General features: G+C 59.1%; 12 protein-coding genes and 4 tRNA genes. 3 read left to right on the forward strand and 13 right to left on the reverse strand.

Annotated features, from left to right (window positions below; all coding sequences use genetic code 11):
- Positions 1-7: 7 nt before the first annotated feature.
- Positions 8-1426, reverse strand: a complete 1419-nt coding sequence (gene leuC, locus EAH78_RS07525) for a 3-isopropylmalate dehydratase large subunit (protein ID WP_140667023.1) — start codon at positions 1424-1426, stop codon at positions 8-10.
- Between the two features lie 142 nt (positions 1427-1568).
- Here leuC and EAH78_RS07530 point away from each other — a divergent pair, with 142 nt between their 5' ends.
- From EAH78_RS07530 to EAH78_RS07540, 3 genes are all read left to right on the forward strand, one after another.
- Positions 1569-2459 carry a LysR family transcriptional regulator gene (locus EAH78_RS07530; RefSeq protein ID WP_140667024.1) on the forward strand — a complete coding sequence of 297 codons (891 nt, stop codon included), beginning with the start codon at positions 1569-1571 and terminating at the stop codon, positions 2457-2459.
- Positions 2460-2528: 69 nt separating this feature from the next.
- Positions 2529-5807, forward strand: coding sequence for a sensor domain-containing protein (locus EAH78_RS07535; protein WP_140667025.1), 3279 nt, complete (start codon positions 2529-2531; stop codon positions 5805-5807).
- Between the two features lie 115 nt (positions 5808-5922).
- Complete coding sequence (locus EAH78_RS07540; RefSeq protein ID WP_140667026.1) at positions 5923-7614, forward strand: molecular chaperone HscC; 1692 nt, start codon at positions 5923-5925, stop codon at positions 7612-7614.
- Here EAH78_RS07540 and EAH78_RS07545 read toward each other — a convergent pair.
- The 12 genes from EAH78_RS07545 to gltX all read right to left on the reverse strand — a co-directional run bounded on the left by EAH78_RS07545 (position 7611) and on the right by gltX (position 17134).
- On the reverse strand, positions 7611-10292 hold the full coding sequence (locus EAH78_RS07545; RefSeq protein ID WP_140667027.1) for a DUF805 domain-containing protein: 2682 nt from the start codon (positions 10290-10292) through the stop codon (positions 7611-7613). The two genes, EAH78_RS07540 and EAH78_RS07545, sit on opposite strands and share 4 nt — an antisense overlap.
- Complete coding sequence (locus tag EAH78_RS07550) at positions 10289-10987, reverse strand: DUF1266 domain-containing protein (RefSeq protein WP_140667234.1); 699 nt, start codon at positions 10985-10987, stop codon at positions 10289-10291. Before EAH78_RS07550 ends, EAH78_RS07545 begins: the two co-directional genes overlap by 4 nt.
- A gap of 188 nt (positions 10988-11175) precedes the next feature.
- Positions 11176-11622: an Hsp20 family protein gene (locus tag EAH78_RS07555; protein WP_140667028.1), complete on the reverse strand. Its 447-nt coding sequence runs from the start codon at positions 11620-11622 to the stop codon at positions 11176-11178.
- Positions 11623-11742: 120 nt separating this feature from the next.
- Positions 11743-12702 (reverse strand): tRNA dihydrouridine synthase, encoded by a 960-nt coding sequence (locus EAH78_RS07560; protein WP_140667029.1) that lies wholly within the window; start codon positions 12700-12702, stop codon positions 11743-11745.
- 153 nt (positions 12703-12855) lie between these two features.
- The gene (locus EAH78_RS07565; RefSeq protein WP_140667030.1) at positions 12856-13311 is read right to left on the reverse strand and encodes an acyl-CoA thioesterase; all 456 of its coding nucleotides are present in this window, start codon (positions 13309-13311) and stop codon (positions 12856-12858) included.
- Between the two features lie 48 nt (positions 13312-13359).
- Positions 13360-14193: an alpha/beta fold hydrolase gene (locus tag EAH78_RS07570; protein WP_140667031.1), complete on the reverse strand. Its 834-nt coding sequence runs from the start codon at positions 14191-14193 to the stop codon at positions 13360-13362.
- A gap of 31 nt (positions 14194-14224) precedes the next feature.
- On the reverse strand, positions 14225-14764 hold the full coding sequence (locus tag EAH78_RS07575) for a TetR/AcrR family transcriptional regulator (protein ID WP_027921598.1): 540 nt from the start codon (positions 14762-14764) through the stop codon (positions 14225-14227).
- Between the two features lie 184 nt (positions 14765-14948).
- A tRNA-Glu gene (locus EAH78_RS07580) sits at positions 14949-15024 on the reverse strand.
- 80 nt (positions 15025-15104) lie between these two features.
- Positions 15105-15180, reverse strand: a tRNA-Ala gene (locus tag EAH78_RS07585).
- A 52-nt stretch (positions 15181-15232) separates the two neighbouring features.
- Positions 15233-15308 (reverse strand) — tRNA-Glu (locus EAH78_RS07590).
- A gap of 79 nt (positions 15309-15387) precedes the next feature.
- Positions 15388-15463, reverse strand: a tRNA-Ala gene (locus EAH78_RS07595).
- 189 nt (positions 15464-15652) lie between these two features.
- Positions 15653-17134, reverse strand: a complete 1482-nt coding sequence (gene gltX, locus EAH78_RS07600; protein ID WP_140667032.1) for a glutamate--tRNA ligase — start codon at positions 17132-17134, stop codon at positions 15653-15655.
- Positions 17135-17331: the final 197 nt, after the last annotated feature.

Below are 17331 nucleotides of genomic sequence, written 5' to 3' on the forward strand. Positions count from 1 at the left end.
CGCTCCTTTAGATCAATTCACGGACGTCGACGAAACGACCGTTTACAGCAGCGGCGGCGGCCATCGCCGGGCTGACGAGGTGGGTACGACCACCGGCGCCCTGACGGCCTTCAAAGTTGCGGTTGGAGGTCGATGCGCAATGCTCGCCCGACTCCAAACGGTCCGGGTTCATCGCCAGGCACATCGAGCAACCCGGCTCACGCCATTCAAAACCGGCTTCGAGGAAAATCTTGTCCAGACCCTCAGCTTCGGCCTGCGCCTTCACCAGACCCGAGCCCGGCACGACGATGGCCTGTTTGATGGTCGACGCGACTTTGCGGCCCTTGGCGATCACGGCGGCGGCGCGCAAGTCTTCGATCCGCGAGTTGGTGCAGGAACCGATGAACACGCGATCCAGCTGAATGTCGGTGATCGCCTGATTGGCGGTCAAACCCATGTACTTCAAAGCGCGCACGATCGAATCGCGTTTGACCAGGTCCATTTCCTTCGACGGGTCCGGCACGTTCTGATCCACGGCCAGAACCATTTCAGGCGAGGTGCCCCAGCTGACTTGCGGCTTGATCTGGGTCGCGTCGAGTTCAACGATGGTGTCGAACGTGGCGTCTTTATCCGTCACCAGGTCCTTCCAGGCTTCGACAGCCAAGTCCCACTCCGCGCCTTTCGGGGCGAATGGACGGCCCTTCACGTAAGCCACGGTTTTTTCGTCAGCGGCCACCAGACCTACGCGTGCGCCGGCCTCGATGGACATGTTGCAGATGGTCATGCGGCCTTCAACGGACAAGTCACGAATCGCGCTACCGGCGAACTCGATGGCGTGGCCGTTACCGCCGGCGGTGCCGATCTTGCCGATCACGGCGAGGACGATGTCCTTGGCGGTCACGCCGAATGGCAATTTGCCTTCGACCGACACCAGCATGTTCTTCATTTTTTTTGCGACCAGGCACTGAGTGGCGAGCACGTGCTCGACCTCGGAAGTGCCGATACCGTGAGCCAGGGCGCCGAATGCACCGTGGGTCGAGGTGTGGGAGTCGCCGCAGACCACGGTCATGCCCGGCAAGGTCGCGCCCTGCTCGGGGCCAATGACGTGGACGATGCCTTGGCGAATGTCGTTCATCTTGAATTCGACGATGCCATATTCATCGCAGTTGTCGTCGAGGGTCTGAACCTGCAAACGCGAGACCTGGTCGACAATCGCCTCGATGCCGCCCTTGCGCTCAGGGGTGGTCGGTACGTTGTGGTCCGGGGTCGCGATGTTGGCATCGATGCGCCAAGGCTTGCGCCCGGCCAGGCGCAGGCCTTCAAAGGCTTGCGGCGAGGTCACTTCGTGGATGATGTGACGATCGATATAAATCAGCGCAGAGCCATCGTCGCGCTGTTTGACCAAATGCGAATCCCAGAGCTTGTCGTAGAGCGTTTTGCCGGCCATCAGACGGTTTCCTCATCAGCTTGTTTCTATGCCCCGGGCCGTTTGTATAACCCTTTGGCTTGTGAGGTCGATCCTAGGGGGTTACATTAAATAACTCAAATTCATATTTTTCATGCTTTGGATAACCAACTGGAATACATCAATGGATCTGGCCAACCTCAATGCCTTTATCGCCATTGCCGAGACCGGGAGTTTCTCCAACGCGGGAGAACGGCTGCACCTGACGCAACCGGCCATCAGCAAGCGTATCGCCGGGCTGGAGCAACAATTGAAGGTGCGCCTGTTTGATCGCCTGGGCCGTGAAGTGGGCCTGACCGAGGCAGGTCGGGCTCTGTTGCCGCGGGCGTATCAGATTCTCAATGTGCTGGACGACACCCGGCGCGCCCTGACCAATTTGACTGGCGAGGTGTCCGGCCGCCTGACCCTGGCCACCAGTCACCACATCGGCCTGCACCGTTTGCCGCCCTTATTAAGGGAGTTCACCCGGCGTTACCCAGAAGTGGCGCTGGATATTCAGTTCCTCGATTCGGAAGTGGCCTACGAAGAAATCCTCCATGGCCGCGCGGAACTGGCGGTGATTACCTTGGCGCCGGAGCCGCACACGCTGGTAAAAGCCACGCCGGTGTGGGACGACCCGCTGGATTTCGTGGTCGCCCCGGAGCATTCGCTGATCAGCAACGGCCCGGTCACCCTGGCCGACATTGCCCTGCACCCGGCGGTCTTCCCCGGTGGCAACACCTTTACTCATCACATTGTTCAACGATTGTTCGAGGCGCAGGGCTTGACGCCGAACATCGCCATGAGCACGAACTATCTGGAAACGATCAAGATGATGGTCTCGATCGGCCTGGCCTGGAGCGTGTTGCCACGCACGATGCTCGATGATCAGGTTGCGCGAATACCTTTGCCGGGCATACAACTGACTCGCCAGCTAGGCTATATCTTGCATACCGAAAGGACGCTATCGAATGCGGCAAGGGCTTTCATGGCTTTGCTGGATGCACAGATCGATTTGCCAGGGATTCAAGGCTAACGTGTGCTACGCCTATAGTGCTGCGAACTCCCGCGCCTAACGCCCATTTCCGCCCAAGGCCTGCTGCCAATGCCGAAATCTGTTGACCGTGTTCCGCCGATGCCGCGTATCCAGGCGCTTGACCCAAAACGGTCCGAGCTGAGCTGGGAAAGCGCGCCACAATTGCTCGCAGCGCTTAACGGCGCGCGGCTGGGCGCTTGGTATTGGGATATCGAGCGTGGACAGATCAGCTGGTCGCGGGGTACTCAGGCGCTGTTTGGTTTCGACCCGCATATGCCATTACCCGAGGACCTGGAATACCTTGATCTGCTGCCGCCAGAAGACCGGGCGAAAACCGTCCGCGCATTCGATGCGGTGATTGCCGGCGCGCCGCTTGAGCAAGCGATGCACCACCGCATCCGCTGGCCCGACGGCAGCCTGCACTGGCTGGAAATCAGCGGCAGCCTGCTGCCGGATAAACACGGGCGGCCACGCATGATCGGAGTGATCCGCGAAATCACCCACCAGCGCCAGCGCGAACAAGCCCTGAGCAGCTCGGAAAAACGCTTCGCCACGCTGTTTCACCTGTGCCCGAACATGGTGTTGTTGACCCGCCAGGAAGACGGCCTGATTACCGAAGCCAACCAGTATTTCGAAAGCCTGTTCGGCTGGCCGGTGCAAAACGCGATAGGCCGCACCACCCTGGAACTGGGCCTGTGGGTGCACCCGGAGCAACGCGCCAAACTGGTCGCTGCAACCAAGGCCAAGGGTGAGTTGATCAGCATGGAGGTGCAGTTTCGCGCCAGCAACGGGCAGATCCTCGACGGCATCCTCAGCGCGCAAAAAGTCGAACTCGAGGGCCAGCCGTATTTGCTGAGCACATTCCTCGACACCACCGAACGCAAAGTCGCCGAACAAGCCCTCAAGGACAGCCAGGAGCGTCTCGACCTCGCCCTGGACTCGGCGCAACTCGGCACCTGGGACTGGCACATTCCCAGCGGCATGCTCTACGGTTCGGCGCGGGCCGCGCAATTACACGGACTGGAAGCCAAGCCCTTCCATGAATCCTTCGAGGAGTTTTTCGAAGGCGTGCCCGGCGAAGAGCGCGACACCATGCGCGACGCCTACCGCAGTCTGCGCGAAGGCCCGGCCGGCAATTATCAACTGACCTACCGTGTACAACTGCCGGACGGCAGTTCGCGCTACCTGGAAAGCCGCGCCCGCCTCTACCGCGATGAGAACGGCGTCCCGGTGCGCATGGCCGGCACCTTGCTGGACATCACCGATCAAGTGGAACGCGAGCAACGACTGGTGGCTTCGGAAGAGAAATTCGCCACGCTGTTCCAGGTCAGCCCGGACCCGATTTGCGTAACCCGACAGGACACCGGCCAGTTCATCGAAATCAACTCCAGCTTCACCCAAACCTTCGGCTGGAGCGCCGCCGAAGTGATTGGCCGCAGCGCTGACGAGATTGGCCTGTGGGACGCCTCGGCGAAAAGCCTGCAACGGATCGAGCAGGTCATCCGCGAACAAGGGCTGAACAATGTCGCGATCGCCGCCCAGCACAAGGACGGGCAATCGCTGACTTGCGTGATTTCCAGCCGCCAGATCAACGTCGACAGCCAACCCTGCATCGTCACCACCTTGCGCGATATCACTCAGCAACAACGCTCCGAAGCGGCGCTCAAGGCCAGTGAAGAGAAGTTCGCCAAGGCGTTCCACTCCAGTCCCGATGCCATCACCATTACCGAGCGCGACAGCGGACGCTACCTGGAGGTCAACGACGGCTTCTGCCGCCTGACCGGCTATCGCGCGCAGGAAGTGATCGGTCGTACGGTGTATCAAGTAGGCATCTGGGCGGAAGAGAAACAACGTTCGGCGTTGCTGGCCGAACTACAACTCAAAGGTCGGGTGCATCACCAGGAAATGCTCGGACGCAATAAACGCGGGGAGTTGCTGACCGTTGAAGTCTCGGTCGAGCCGATCACCCTCAACGAAACCGCCTGCCTGTTGCTGACCGCCCGCGACGTCAGCCTGCTGAAAAACGCCGAGGCGCAAATTCGTCACCTGGCCTACCACGACCCCTTGACCAATCTGCCCAACCGCGCCTTGCTGATGGATCGACTGAGCCAGCAGATAGCCCTGCTCAAGCGCCATAACCTGCGGGGTGCGTTGCTGTTTCTCGACCTCGATCACTTCAAGCACATCAACGACTCCCTCGGTCACCCGGTTGGCGATACCGTGCTGAAAATCATCACCGCGCGGCTGGAAGCCAGCGTGCGCATGGAAGACACCGTGGCGCGGCTGGGCGGTGACGAATTTGTGGTGTTGCTCAGCGGGCTGGAAGGTTCGCGCAACGAAGTCAGCGCCCAGGTTCGGGAGCTGGCCGACACGTTGCGAGAACTGTTGTCGGAACCGATGTTCCTCGATGGCCAGCGCCTGCAAGTGACGCCGAGTATCGGTATCGCGCTGATTCCCGACCACGGCTCGACCCCGACCGACCTGCTCAAACGCGCCGACATCGCGCTGTACCGCGCCAAGGACTCGGGCCGCAACACCACGCAGATGTATCACAACACCATGCAGAAGGCTGCCAGCGAACGCCTGCGCATGGAAACCGACCTGCGCCTGGCGCTTTCACGGGGCGAATTCCATGTGCATTACCAACCGCAGATCGACGCCCGGGGCAATCGCATTGTCGGCGCCGAGGCACTGGTGCGCTGGAACCACCCGGAACTCGGCGCACAATCACCCACTGAGTTCATCAAGGTGCTGGAGGACAGCGGCCTGATTCTTGAAGTCGGCACCTGGATTCTTGACGAGGCTTGCGGGGCCTTCAAACAACTGGTCGCCAAAGGCCTGGTCAATCCGCTCAGCTTCAGCCTGTGCGTGAACATCAGCCCGAGGCAATTTCGTCAAACCGATTTCGTCGAACGCATCGAACACAGCCTTAGCAGCCACGGCCTGCCCTGCTCGCTGCTGAAACTGGAAATTACCGAAGGCATCGTCATCCAGAACCTGGAAGACACCATCAACAAAATGCGCCGCCTGAAAAAACTCGGTGTGAGTTTCGCGATGGACGACTTCGGCACCGGCTATTCCTCGCTGACCTACCTCAAGCGTTTGCCGGTCGACACCCTGAAAATCGATCAGTCGTTTATCCGTGACGCCACCACTGATCCGAACGATGCAGAAATCATTCGAGCAATTGTCGCCATGGCGCGCAGCCTGGAGTTGAAAGTGATTGCCGAAGGAGTGGAGACAGCGGAGCAACTGGAGTTTTTGCAGGGTTTGGGCTGCCATTTTTATCAGGGGTATTTGCACAGTCGGCCGTTGCCGGTTGAGGAATTTCAGAAACTCCTCAAATAATCAGGGCACTGATACACCGAACGAGGGATTTGTTCGGTAACAACCGCCCCAATTGCCAGTTTTTCTCTCAGCCTGTAGGGTCGCGTTTTTTTGTACCGCCTCAAAGAGATCAACCATGCAGGATGCAACCCTCCCCCGCCCGGCCTTGCTGGGTATCGACCTTGGGACCACCAATAGCCTGATCGCCGTCTGGCAAGGCGGTCGGGCACATTTGATTCCCAACGCCCTCGGCGATGTCCTGACTCCGTCAGTAATCAGCCTTGATGAGGACGACAGCATTCTGGTGGGCAAAGCCGCCCGCGCACGCCTGACCACCCACCCGGAACGCACAGTGGCAGCGTTCAAGCGGTTCATGGGCAGTGACAAGCAGTTCGAATTGGGCGGGCGGCAATTCAGCCCAGAAGAACTTTCGGCGCTGGTGATCGGCTCGCTCAAGCAAGATGCCGAAGCCTGGCTGGGCCTCCCAGTGTACGAGGCGGTGATTTCAGTACCGGCATATTTCAGCGACGAGCAACGCAAGCGCACGCTGTTCGCCGCCGAACTGGCCGGCCTGACCGTATCGCGGCTGATCAACGAACCGACGGCTGCCGCCATGGCCTACGGGCTGCATGAGCAGAAATTCGAGCGCACGCTGATCTTCGACCTGGGCGGCGGTACGTTCGACGTGACGGTGCTGGAATATGCATTGCCACTGATCGAAGTGCACGCCTCCACTGGCGATAACTTCTTGGGCGGCGAAGATTTTACCGCTGCATTGCTGCAGGCCTGTCTAAAGGACTGGCAGCTAACTCCGTCGGCAGTCGACAGCCAAGGGCTGGCCAGCCTTGGCGATGCGCTGGAGCAACTGAAATGCAAACTCAGTGAAGGCACCCAGCACCTGAGCTGGAACGGCGCCGGCGCCTTGCGCGAGTGGTCACTGGATGAAGTGGGTGCGCTAAAAATCTGGGAGCCGCTGCTGGCCCGACTGCGCGCGCCCATCGAGCAAGCCCTGCGTGATGCCCGGCTCAAGCCCCGGGACCTTGACAGTTTGGTCATGGTGGGCGGCGCCACACGGATGCCCGTCGTGCAACAAATGGTCGCCACGCTCTTCGGGCGCCTGCCCTATCGGCACCTCGACCCGGACACGATTGTCGCGCTGGGCGCCGCGACCCAAGCGGCATGCAAGGCCCGCGATAGTGCAATCGAAGAACTGATCCTGACTGACGTCTGCCCATACACCCTCGGCATTTCGACCAATCGCGGTGAAGACGTCAGCGGCGCTTTCTCGCCAATCATTGAGCGCAACACTGTGATCCCGACGTCCAAGGTGCAACGTTTTTACACCACCCATCCGCGGCAAGCGTCTATCCGCATTGCGGTCTATCAGGGTGAACGACCGTGGGTACGGGACAATATTTTTATCGATTCCTTCGACGTCACGTTGACACCCAGTGAGCAGACCCAGGCCCTGGATGTGCGCTTCAGCTACGACATCAATGGCTTGCTCGAAGTCGACGTGACCCTGCTGGACAGCGGTGGACGCCACAGCCACAGCATCGACCGCAGCCCCACGGGTCTCGATGAGCAATCCCGACAAAACAGCCATAAACGGCTCAGCGCACTGAAAATTCATCCACGTGATGCATTGCCCAATCGCACCCTGTTGGCGCGACTAGAGCGGGCCTGGATGCAAAGCCTGGGCGAAGAGCGCGAGCAGATCGCCAGTTGGCTGGATACTTTTACTGCTGTGCTCGGCGGCCAGCAATCGGTGGAGATTGCCAGCCATCGCTCACAGCTCGAAAAAGCCCTGGATGAACTGCGTCTTTAACCGTTTAGCCGCCGCAGGGCCGCCTGCAAACCAGCAGACAACGTGTCTTCACTACCGCTGTCCGGCGGCACCCCGTAGCGGTTGGGCAGTTTGTCGCCGGGAAAGCCAAATAGCAGCAAAGGCATGAATGGCAGCACGAGCGACAGGCAGCCAAAGATCAACAACGTGGGAATCCCGCGCCCCATGTCATGCAATCGGCGCAAAATCGCGCCGAGCAACAACGCGACGCCCAGCAGAAGCACGCCAATACCCGAGAGCGCAGTGCCGCTCATCAACGCCAGATAAGGTGTGATCAGCACACAACCCAGCACCTGCCAGAAAAACGCCTTGCGCCCCAACCGGGAACCCAGACGCCAGAAAGCAGTGGCAGGTACGGGTCGAGTGTTGCTATTGGTCAACAGCAGGCGTTCGTTCCAGGACAAAAGCGAGGTCAACGCGAGACGGAGGCCGACGCTGTTCTCGGTATCATCTTTGCCGTACTGCAACACCCTTAGCACCTTATTCCTCGGCACCCCTGCGGCACCATGACGAACCAGGCTTTTTAGCGTGTCGAGGGCTTGATAAACGACCAGTTTCTCAACACCGAAATCCGTCAGCACTTTGTCAGGTGGCCACACAGGATCGCCTTCGATCAAGCCATCACGAAATGCTTCGAACCAGTCATCCTCACAGCTAATGGCGGCTATGGATTGCAACAGCGCGCGATGCTGCTCCGCATCGAGGCTCGGATCGTGATACAGCACACCCCAGAGCAGCATCAGCCCGAGCACATCCTCGCCACAGGCGTCCGGATCACTTTCAATGCAAGTGTAAAGTTGTGCATTACCAGGCAACGCGGCGCTTTCGAGAGCCTGCTGCACATTCAACAGCTTTTGCACAAGCAAGCCATGAACCGGATCCGTACCTTGCAGCCATCCCAGCAAACCGGCGCAGTTGCCTTGTTCGCGTTGCAATCGCCGCAATAACGGTTGGAGCCGGCTCAGCGGATGGGCCACGTCAACGTCCAGCCGTTCCAGACATTGCGAGTCGATCATTGCCAGCCAACGCTCTGGCTGATCAAGCAACGCCAGCAGGAACATGCTTTGCGCGTGCCATTGCCACGCGTCCTCGCCTGGTGCGATGACCGGTAGGAACGCACCCTCCTCCCCCAACTCCACCAACAGATTCAACTCACGCAAGCTCACATCCGCTTGCGCGTCTTGTAGATCAAATGACTGATCGATTCGCACCAGCGCAGTCTGATCGTAAACCCGCAACCGGCGCAGCCAGAGGCGGCAAATCTGTTGGGGCTCGCCCTTTGTCAGTTCCTCGGCCAGCCGTGGATGAACTGAACGACTGCTGAGAAAGGTCTTCATCGCCAATGGGATCGGCGCCTGATTCAACCAGCGAAGGTGCTGCTCTGCCTGATACTTGAAGCCGCTGATTACCAGACCTTCAAGCGCATCAACCGGGTAAGGCTCATCCAACAACTGTTGCAGCAACCCCACATCCCCGCGGTGCAAGGCCCATGCATGCTGATACAGACGTTGTAAGCGCGAATCCGCACACGCGCCTAGAAGTAATGCCAGCAGCGGCAGTTCATCCCCGGTCATTCGCCAATCGACAAACGCACCTGCCAAGCCTTGAAGATTGAGCTTCCTGACTCCAAGCCAGCGCGTCAGCGTTTCGGGACGCTGTGATGGGCTGCCATATTCCACGGAGACATCGGCAAGGTCACTGGACCAATCGCGGAAGCCTTCCAGCCGGTCAAACGCCTGAATCAGCAACGCGAGAACATCCGGCTGACGCTTAGCGCAAAGCGCCAACAGGTGGCTTTCGGCCTTCGGGTGACGATGCTCCTGCCAGAGCCGGATCCAGCAAGGGAGTGCCTGATCCTCCAGCCCCATCAAGCTGTTTTGGCAAGCCAACATAAAAAGCCAATCGACATCGTCTGGCGTCTGCGCTTGTTGTTCGGCGCACAGCTGCAACAGACCGGCACCACCGATACCCGCCTGAGTAAACTGCACCACCAAACGCTTGATGAAAACGTCATCCGCCGGCAGCGGCAAACAGGTGTGATGGCTGGCGAAGTCTACGAATTCATGGAGCGGACGCTGCTCGAAGATGTAGTCGAGGCTGCGGGCATACCAAAGGGTTTCCAACTGTCCAGGCTCGGACCAGTTGCCCATAAGTGTCGTGTCGAACGGGTCAGGCTGCTTGATGCGTTGCAGGAATGCTTCGACCCGGCTGGCCTGGTCGAACTCAAGATCCAGCAACTGGTGCTCCCATGCCATCCGTTGCGCCAACAGATTCGCGCAGCGGTTAGACAATGGACCGGCGTTGGCCAAGGGGTGGAACAGTCCCCAACTCAAGTCATCAAGGGCCTCGAGCGGCAATTGATCCAGTGCTCTGACAAACCGTTGCCAGGCCTCCAGATTGAATCGCCGCTCCGGATCTTCGAGCAACGCGTAAAAATCCACCACGGTTTGCGGCATCTCAGGGACACCAGCGACCTCCTCCTCGATTTCGACCTCTTCCTGCCGGGCGAATCGGGTAGCGTTTTCATAGGCTTCACGCAGTGCCTGAAAGCCAGCGGGATCACTTTCAGGGTGATGCTCAGGCAGACGCGCGCGATAGGCATCTCGAATCAGTAATTGGTCTTTGGTGGGCTCTATGCCCAAGCGATTCCAGCAACTCATGACCAGTCGAACTCCCCAAGGGACGCCGGGCGTTGCGGCGGATCGAAATCCAGGTGCCAAGGCAAACCAGCCAGAAAAGCAGGCATGTTTTGGTTCAGGCCGTGAGCGATACGCAGACTGCTCGAACACTCTCCTTGTCGGTCCAGTTCAAATGCAAGCGTCTCGTCACTGCAGCTCAGGCACCCCCAAAATGCACGACCTGTCAGAAATCCGTTGAAATAAGAAAACCAGTCGTCGTAGTGATATTGCGCCCTGACTGCCAGACGCCAGTGCAGCCAAAGGCTCTCGGAGAGATCGATCCACTCGTTTCGCACCGCGCAACGCAAGAGGAAACCCATACGTCCCAAATCCCACGCCTGGATTCCACCCGCCCCGCAGCCTTCAAAGGTACGGCTGGCAAACTCATGCAAGATGCGCTCACGGGCATCCAGTGTATCGAGCAAAGCCTGCCAATCACTGGGCAAACAGCGCTGCCATGAGCGGTACGCCGGTTCGAGGTGAGTGGCGTGGCCGTCATCGGTCATTCTTTCAAGCATGCCCAGCAACTGCGGCCGCTCATTGATGCCCCAGCTGCATTGCAGGTCGATGAATTGCGGATTGGAGTAAAACGCAGGCTCGTCGTATTCGGCACGAGGATTGAGGGCCACCATCGGCGCGGAAAGCCCGCACAGCCAACGCTGTTGTATCTCTTCCATGAAAAAAAGCTCCAGGCCGACCAGGCAGAATGGGAGTCGGCAAAACTGGCGCGGATTGTAGAGAAGCCGTCGCAAGGCAGCAAAGTCCGCATTGCAGTTTTTGCCAGAAAACAAAAAGGCCCCGACATGTCGGGGCCTTCATTCCGCGGGTTACAGCCTGTTCAGACGAATGTATTTCTTCGCATGACTCAGTGCTGCAGAGCCGGTTTTTGCGCCCCGTTGATCGGGATGCGTTTGGCTTTCGCCTCTTCTGGAACGATGCGCAGCAGGTCGATGCTCAACAGACCGTTACGCAGGTCAGCGGCCTTGATCTCGATGTGGTCCGCCAGGCGGAACGACAGTTTGAACGCACGCTGGGCGATGCCCTGGTGCAGAAAAGTCACGCTTTCGTTCGCTTCGCGCTTGCCGCCACTGATGGTCAGCACGCCTTTCTCAACTTGCAGGTCCAGGTCTTCTTCCTGGAAACCGGCCGCGGCGACGACGATGCGGTATTGGTCATCACCGTGTTTTTCCACGTTGTAAGGTGGGTAGGTGCTGCCTGGCTCGTTGCGCAGGGCGGTTTCGAACAGGTCGTTGAAACGGTCGAAGCCTACCGAGGAACGGAACAGTGGGGCCAGGGAAAATGCAGTAGTCATGATTCAAATCTCCTGAAAACAATCAGCAAGGTTTTTTATCTCCGCGACCCGAATTCGGCATCGCGTAACACTTAGATAGGGACCGCTGATTGCATTTCAAGAGACTTTTTTCAGATTTTTTTACGCCGCTTCTGCGACTGTCAGACCGAGCAAACGGGAAACCTGATCCAGCTCGGTTTCACGCCGCAACACGGTAAACAGCTCGACTGCTTCCGGATAATTGCGCGTCAGCATCGCCAGCCATTGCTTCAAGCGGCCCGGGGATTGGCGGGCCGTCATCTGCGCCTTGGCTTGCAGCCAGAAGTCCTGGATCAGCGGCAGCAGCTCGGCCCAGGTCATCTCGACCACTTCTTCACCGACTCGCGCTGCCGCGATTTGCCGGGCGAGGTCCGGGCGCGAGACCAGACCGCGGCCGAGCATGATGTCTTCCACGCCGCTGATTTCACGGCAACGACGCCAATCTTCGACGCTCCAGATGTCGCCGTTGGCAAACACCGGCACCTTGACCACCTCTTGCACGCGAGGGATCCACTCCCAATGCGCCGGCGGTTTGTAGCCATCGGTCTTGGTCCGCGCATGCACGACGATGTGCGCTGCGCCGCCTTCAGCCAAAGCCGTGGCACAGACCAGCGAACCGTCGGGACTGTCGAAGCCCAGGCGCATCTTGGCGGTCACCGGAATGTGCGCAGGCACCGCACGACGCACGTGCTCGACGATTTCGTTGAGCAGTTCAGGCTCTTTGAGCAACACCGCGCCGCCACGGGACTTGTTGACGGTCTTGGCCGGGCAACCGAAGTTCAGGTCGATGACCTCGGAACCCAGCTCGCACGCCAGCGCAGCGTTTTCCGCCAGGCACACCGGATCGGAGCCCAGCAATTGCACGCGCAACGGCACGCCGGACGCGGTGCGGGCACCGGTCAGCAGTTCGGGGCCAAACTTGTGGTAGTAGGCAGGCGTGAGCAACTGATCGTTGATCCGGATGAACTCGGTCACGCACCAATCGATACCGCCCACACGGGTCAGCACGTCTCGCAGGATGTTGTCGACCAACCCCTCCATGGGCGCCAAAGCAATTTGCATGAAAAACACACTCAACGAAAAACGTGCGGCAGTTTACTGGATTGCGCGGGGAATCGCAGATTCCTTGTAGGAGTGAGCCTGCTCGCGATGGACAATGACACGGCGTACTGGGTAAACCGCGCCGTCTGAATCGCGAGCAGGCTCACTCCTACATTAGATTTGGGTGGTATTCAGTTCTTGCGGCAACAACGCGGGACCGTAGCCTTCGATGAACTCCGGTGGCATGCGCTTGGGCTTGCCGGTCGACAGTTCAATGCAGACGAAGGTGGTTTGCGCGCGCAGCAACGTGGTGTTGTCGCTCGGGCGTTTCAACTGGAAGTGTCGGGTCATTTTCAGGCGCTGATCCCAATCGACGATCCAGGTTGCCAACTGCAATTCATCATCTTCGTAGGCGGCAGCCAGGTAATCGATCTCGTGCCGCACCACCGCCATCGCCCGGTCCAGCCGCCGATACTCGACCAGATCAAGGCCCAGACGCTGCGAGTGGCGCCAGGCACAACGTTCGAGCCATGTCACGTACACCGCATTATTGGCGTGACCCAGCCCGTCGATGTCCTCGGCGCCCACTTGCAGATCTATGATAAATGGCGTTGCCCGATCCCAGCTCATGCCTCACTCCCGGTCAGATAATGTCGACCGGGGCAGTGTAACGGATGCTTACGCCGATTGGCGCGATTGCAGGCTGCGGCCGGCCAGGAGTGATAAGACGCCATCAATCACCCGAGGATCGGCCAGCACTTTTTGATGGCCACCTTCTTCCAGACGCAACAAGCGGCTGTCAAACCAGGCTTCGTGAATCAGTTGCGATTCCTTGACCGACACGTAGCAGTCATCTTCGGCATGGACGATCAGGCCCGGCATGTCGAGCTGATAGTGCGCCACGTCCAGCGCCGCGGCGCGCATGCCGACGTCTTTCTCGACTTGACGGATGAAGGCCGAACGCGCCTTGGGCGGCAGTCGCACGTACTTGGCAAAGCCGCGCAGCACGCCGAGAATCCGCGCCGGAGCGGCAATAGTGACCAGGGTTTCGGTGCGCAAACCCAACTGCACGGCGAGCATGGCACTGGCGCCGCCCATCGAATGACCGATGACCGCTTGCAGTGGCGGCAACTCGGCGGCGGCTTCGAGCATGGCCCGGGCAAACAGCACGACGTTTGCTTCTTCGCCTGGTGAACGACCATGCGCCGGACCGTCGAGGGCGACCACGCTGTAACCCGCATCGACGAGTGCAGTGATAATGCTGGCAAACTGCGTCGGCCGCCCTTCCCAACCGTGCATCAATAACACGGCCGGGCCTTGGCCCCAACGTAGCGCCGAGAGCCCAAAGCGCAGCGTGATACGTTCGGACTTCGCCAGCAGCGGCAGCTCCCAATCACGCGGAGGCAGGTCTCGCGGGGTCATGAATGCCAGTCGCATTTTGCTCGCGACCAGTTGTGGTGCGAACCAGCCCAAGGTGCCATTAACGCCACGAACCCACTTCAACGTGCTCATCGCTCTCACTCCTCAGGCCAATGCCTTCAGGTCACAGCACCGCCGATTTGGCGGCGCGCAGCAATCGATCGGACAATTCTCCTGGCCCCAGCGCGCGGGCCAGCGCCAAACCACCCACCATCAAGGCCATGTCAGCCAGGGCTTTGTCGGTGTCTTCCGGGCTGGCCGCCAACTGCGCGACCATCATTTCCACATGTTCATTCAGGGCGACACGAAACGCGTCCGGCAGCCTTCCCAACTCGCCGACAGACGCCGGGATCGGACATGCCGATTCGGAGGAATCACGGTGTTTACGTGACAGATAAAACGCTGCCACCAACGCGCGACGCTCTTCGCCGGTCAACTCGGCATCCATGTCGGCGATCATGCCTCGACGGTGTCCGAGCAATTGCTGGAACGCCTCCAGCATCATTGCGTCCTTGCTTTCGAAGTGCGCATAGAAGCCGCCGACGGTCAGGCCGGCTGCGCCCATCACTTCGCCCACGCTCGGCTCTGCCGGGCCACGCTGAATCAGCGCTGCACTGGCAGCCTTAAGGATGCGTTCGCGGGTTTGAGCTTTTTTATCGTTCATCGTTGCCTCCGAATATTACGACTAGAATATTATTCTCATAATAATTTTTCGCAAGTCGTGGATGTGACCGCTGGTCTGAAGAACAGTTTGAAAGAAATTGGGGGATTTGGCCAAACGCCAGACAAACAAAAGGGCCATTCAATAATTGAATGACCCTTATAAAATCCCGCAGAGCGGGTAATCGTGGCGTCCCCTAGGGGACTCGAACCCCTGTTACCGCCGTGAAAGGGCGGTGTCCTAGGCCACTAGACGAAGGGGACGCAAAACCTTCTATACAACTGATCAGCGCTGAGTGCTGATCGATTCAAGGCCGGTGTGGCCAGACCTTGAACTGTAAAATTGGTGGAGCTAAACGGGATCGAACCGTTGACCTCTTGCATGCCATGCAAGCGCTCTCCCAGCTGAGCTATAGCCCCGATTTATCGCCTGGCGGCGGAGCAGCGTCTTGCGACACTACTTCTGTAAAACTGGCGTCCCCTAGGGGACTCGAACCCCTGTTACCGCCGTGAAAGGGCGGTGTCCTAGGCCACTAGACGAAGGGGACGCAAACCCTTCTATACAACAGATCAACGCTAAGTGCTGATCGCTTCAAGGCCGGTGTGGCCAGGCCTTGAAGTGTAAATTGGTGGAGCTAGACGGGATCGAACCGTCGACCTCTTGCATGCCATGCAAGCGCTCTCCCAGCTGAGCTATAGCCCCTCATCGCTGAGGACGGGGCGAATCTTAATGGCGGATCGAAAAGCTGTCAAACTTATTTTTAAAATATTTCAAAGTTTTTTGCCGACATAACAATCACTTACCGCCCTCCCCCCGGAAAATCGGGGGGAGGGCCGAAGATCGCGATCAAATGATCGCGCCCTCCGGCGGTTGCCGCTGGGTCAAACGTCCTCAGGCGATGTTGCCCAGGAGTTTTTCCCATTCCTTGTTTTCTTTCTTCGACACGCCGCCCAGCAGGTCAATCGCCTGACGCAGACGGAAACGCGTCAGGTCCGGACCGAGGATTTCCATCGCATCCAGCACCGACACCGAGCTGGCCTGCCCAGTGATCGCGGCAAACATCAACGGCATGGCGTCACGCAGTTTCAGCTCCAGCGATTCAACCACCGCCTGAATCGTCGCGGTGATGCTGTCCTTTTCCCACTGACGCAGGCTTTCCAGCTTCCACAGGATCAACTGCATCAACTGACGCACCTGATCGCCCGAAAGCTTCTTGGATTCGAACAGCTTGGCATCCGGATTCACGCCACCGGCAAAGAAGAACCCGGCCAGCGGTGCGACCTGGCTGAACGTTTCGACCCGGCCCTGAACGTGCGGCGCGATTTTCATCATGTATTCAGGGTTCAGCGCCCAGGTCTGCAGGCGCGAAGCGAACTCTTCCACCGGCAAGTCACGCAGCCACTGGCCGTTGAGCCAGGACAGCTTCTCGACGTCGAAAATCGGCCCGCCCAGTGAAACACGGCTCAGGTCGAAGTTATCGACCATTTCCTGCAACGAGAACTTCTCGCGCTCGTCCGGCATCGACCAGCCCATGCGCCCCAGGTAGTTGAGCATCGCCTCCGGCATGAAGCCCATGCGCTCGTAGAACGTCACCGAAGTCGGGTTCTTGCGCTTGGACAGCTTGCTCTTGTCCGGGTTACGCAGCAGCGGCATGTAGCACAGCTCCGGTTGTTCCCAGCCGAAGTACTCGTAAAGCAGGATCAGTTTCGGCGCCGATGGCAGCCACTCTTCGCCGCGCAGGACGTGAGTGATGCCCATCAGGTGGTCATCGACCACGTTGGCCAGGAAGTACGTCGGCAAGCCGTCGGTCTTCATCAGCACTTGCATGTCCATGCGATCCCACGGTATCTCGACGTCGCCACGCAGCATGTCCGGCACCACGCACACGCCTTCGCTCGGCACTTTCATGCGGATCACATGAGGCTCGCCAGCGGCCAGGCGGCGCGCGACTTCTTCTGCCGACAGCAACAGCGCACGGCCGTCGTAGCGCGGGGTTTCGCCGCGAGCCATTTGCTCGGCGCGCATCTGGTCCAGTTCTTCGGCGGTGCAGAAGCACGGGAACGCATGGCCCATTTCAACCAGTTGCTGGCAATACTTCTGGTAGATATCGCCGCGCTCGCTCTGACGATATGGACCGTGCGGGCCGCCGACGTCCGGGCCTTCGCTCCAGTCGATACCTAACCAGCGCAGGGCGTCGAAAATCTGCTGTTCGGACTCGCGGGTCGAACGCAATTGGTCGGTATCTTCGATCCGCAGGATGAACTCACCGCCATGCTGCTTGGCAAAGCAGTAGTTGAACAAAGCGATATAAGCGGTACCTACGTGGGGGTCCCCGGTAGGCGATGGCGCGATGCGCGTGCGGACGGTGGTCATGGCAAGTCTCGAAATGAAGATAAAACAAAGGGCGAATGGTAACAGGCGATACCCGCCCGGCTCCAGTGAGCAGGGCATTTAAGCCAAGTTTGCGCCTACAACACGCGTATGCCCTGGCGAATGGCCGAATATCAGCCGATGGCATTTACCGCTTGTCGGCTGTATGACAGATTCACCTGCTGATAACTTCCCTTACA

Origin of the sequence: Pseudomonas arsenicoxydans, assembly GCF_006438915.1 — a bacterium.
In the GTDB taxonomy this organism is placed as follows: Bacteria; Pseudomonadota; Gammaproteobacteria; order Pseudomonadales; family Pseudomonadaceae; genus Aquipseudomonas; species Aquipseudomonas arsenicoxydans_A.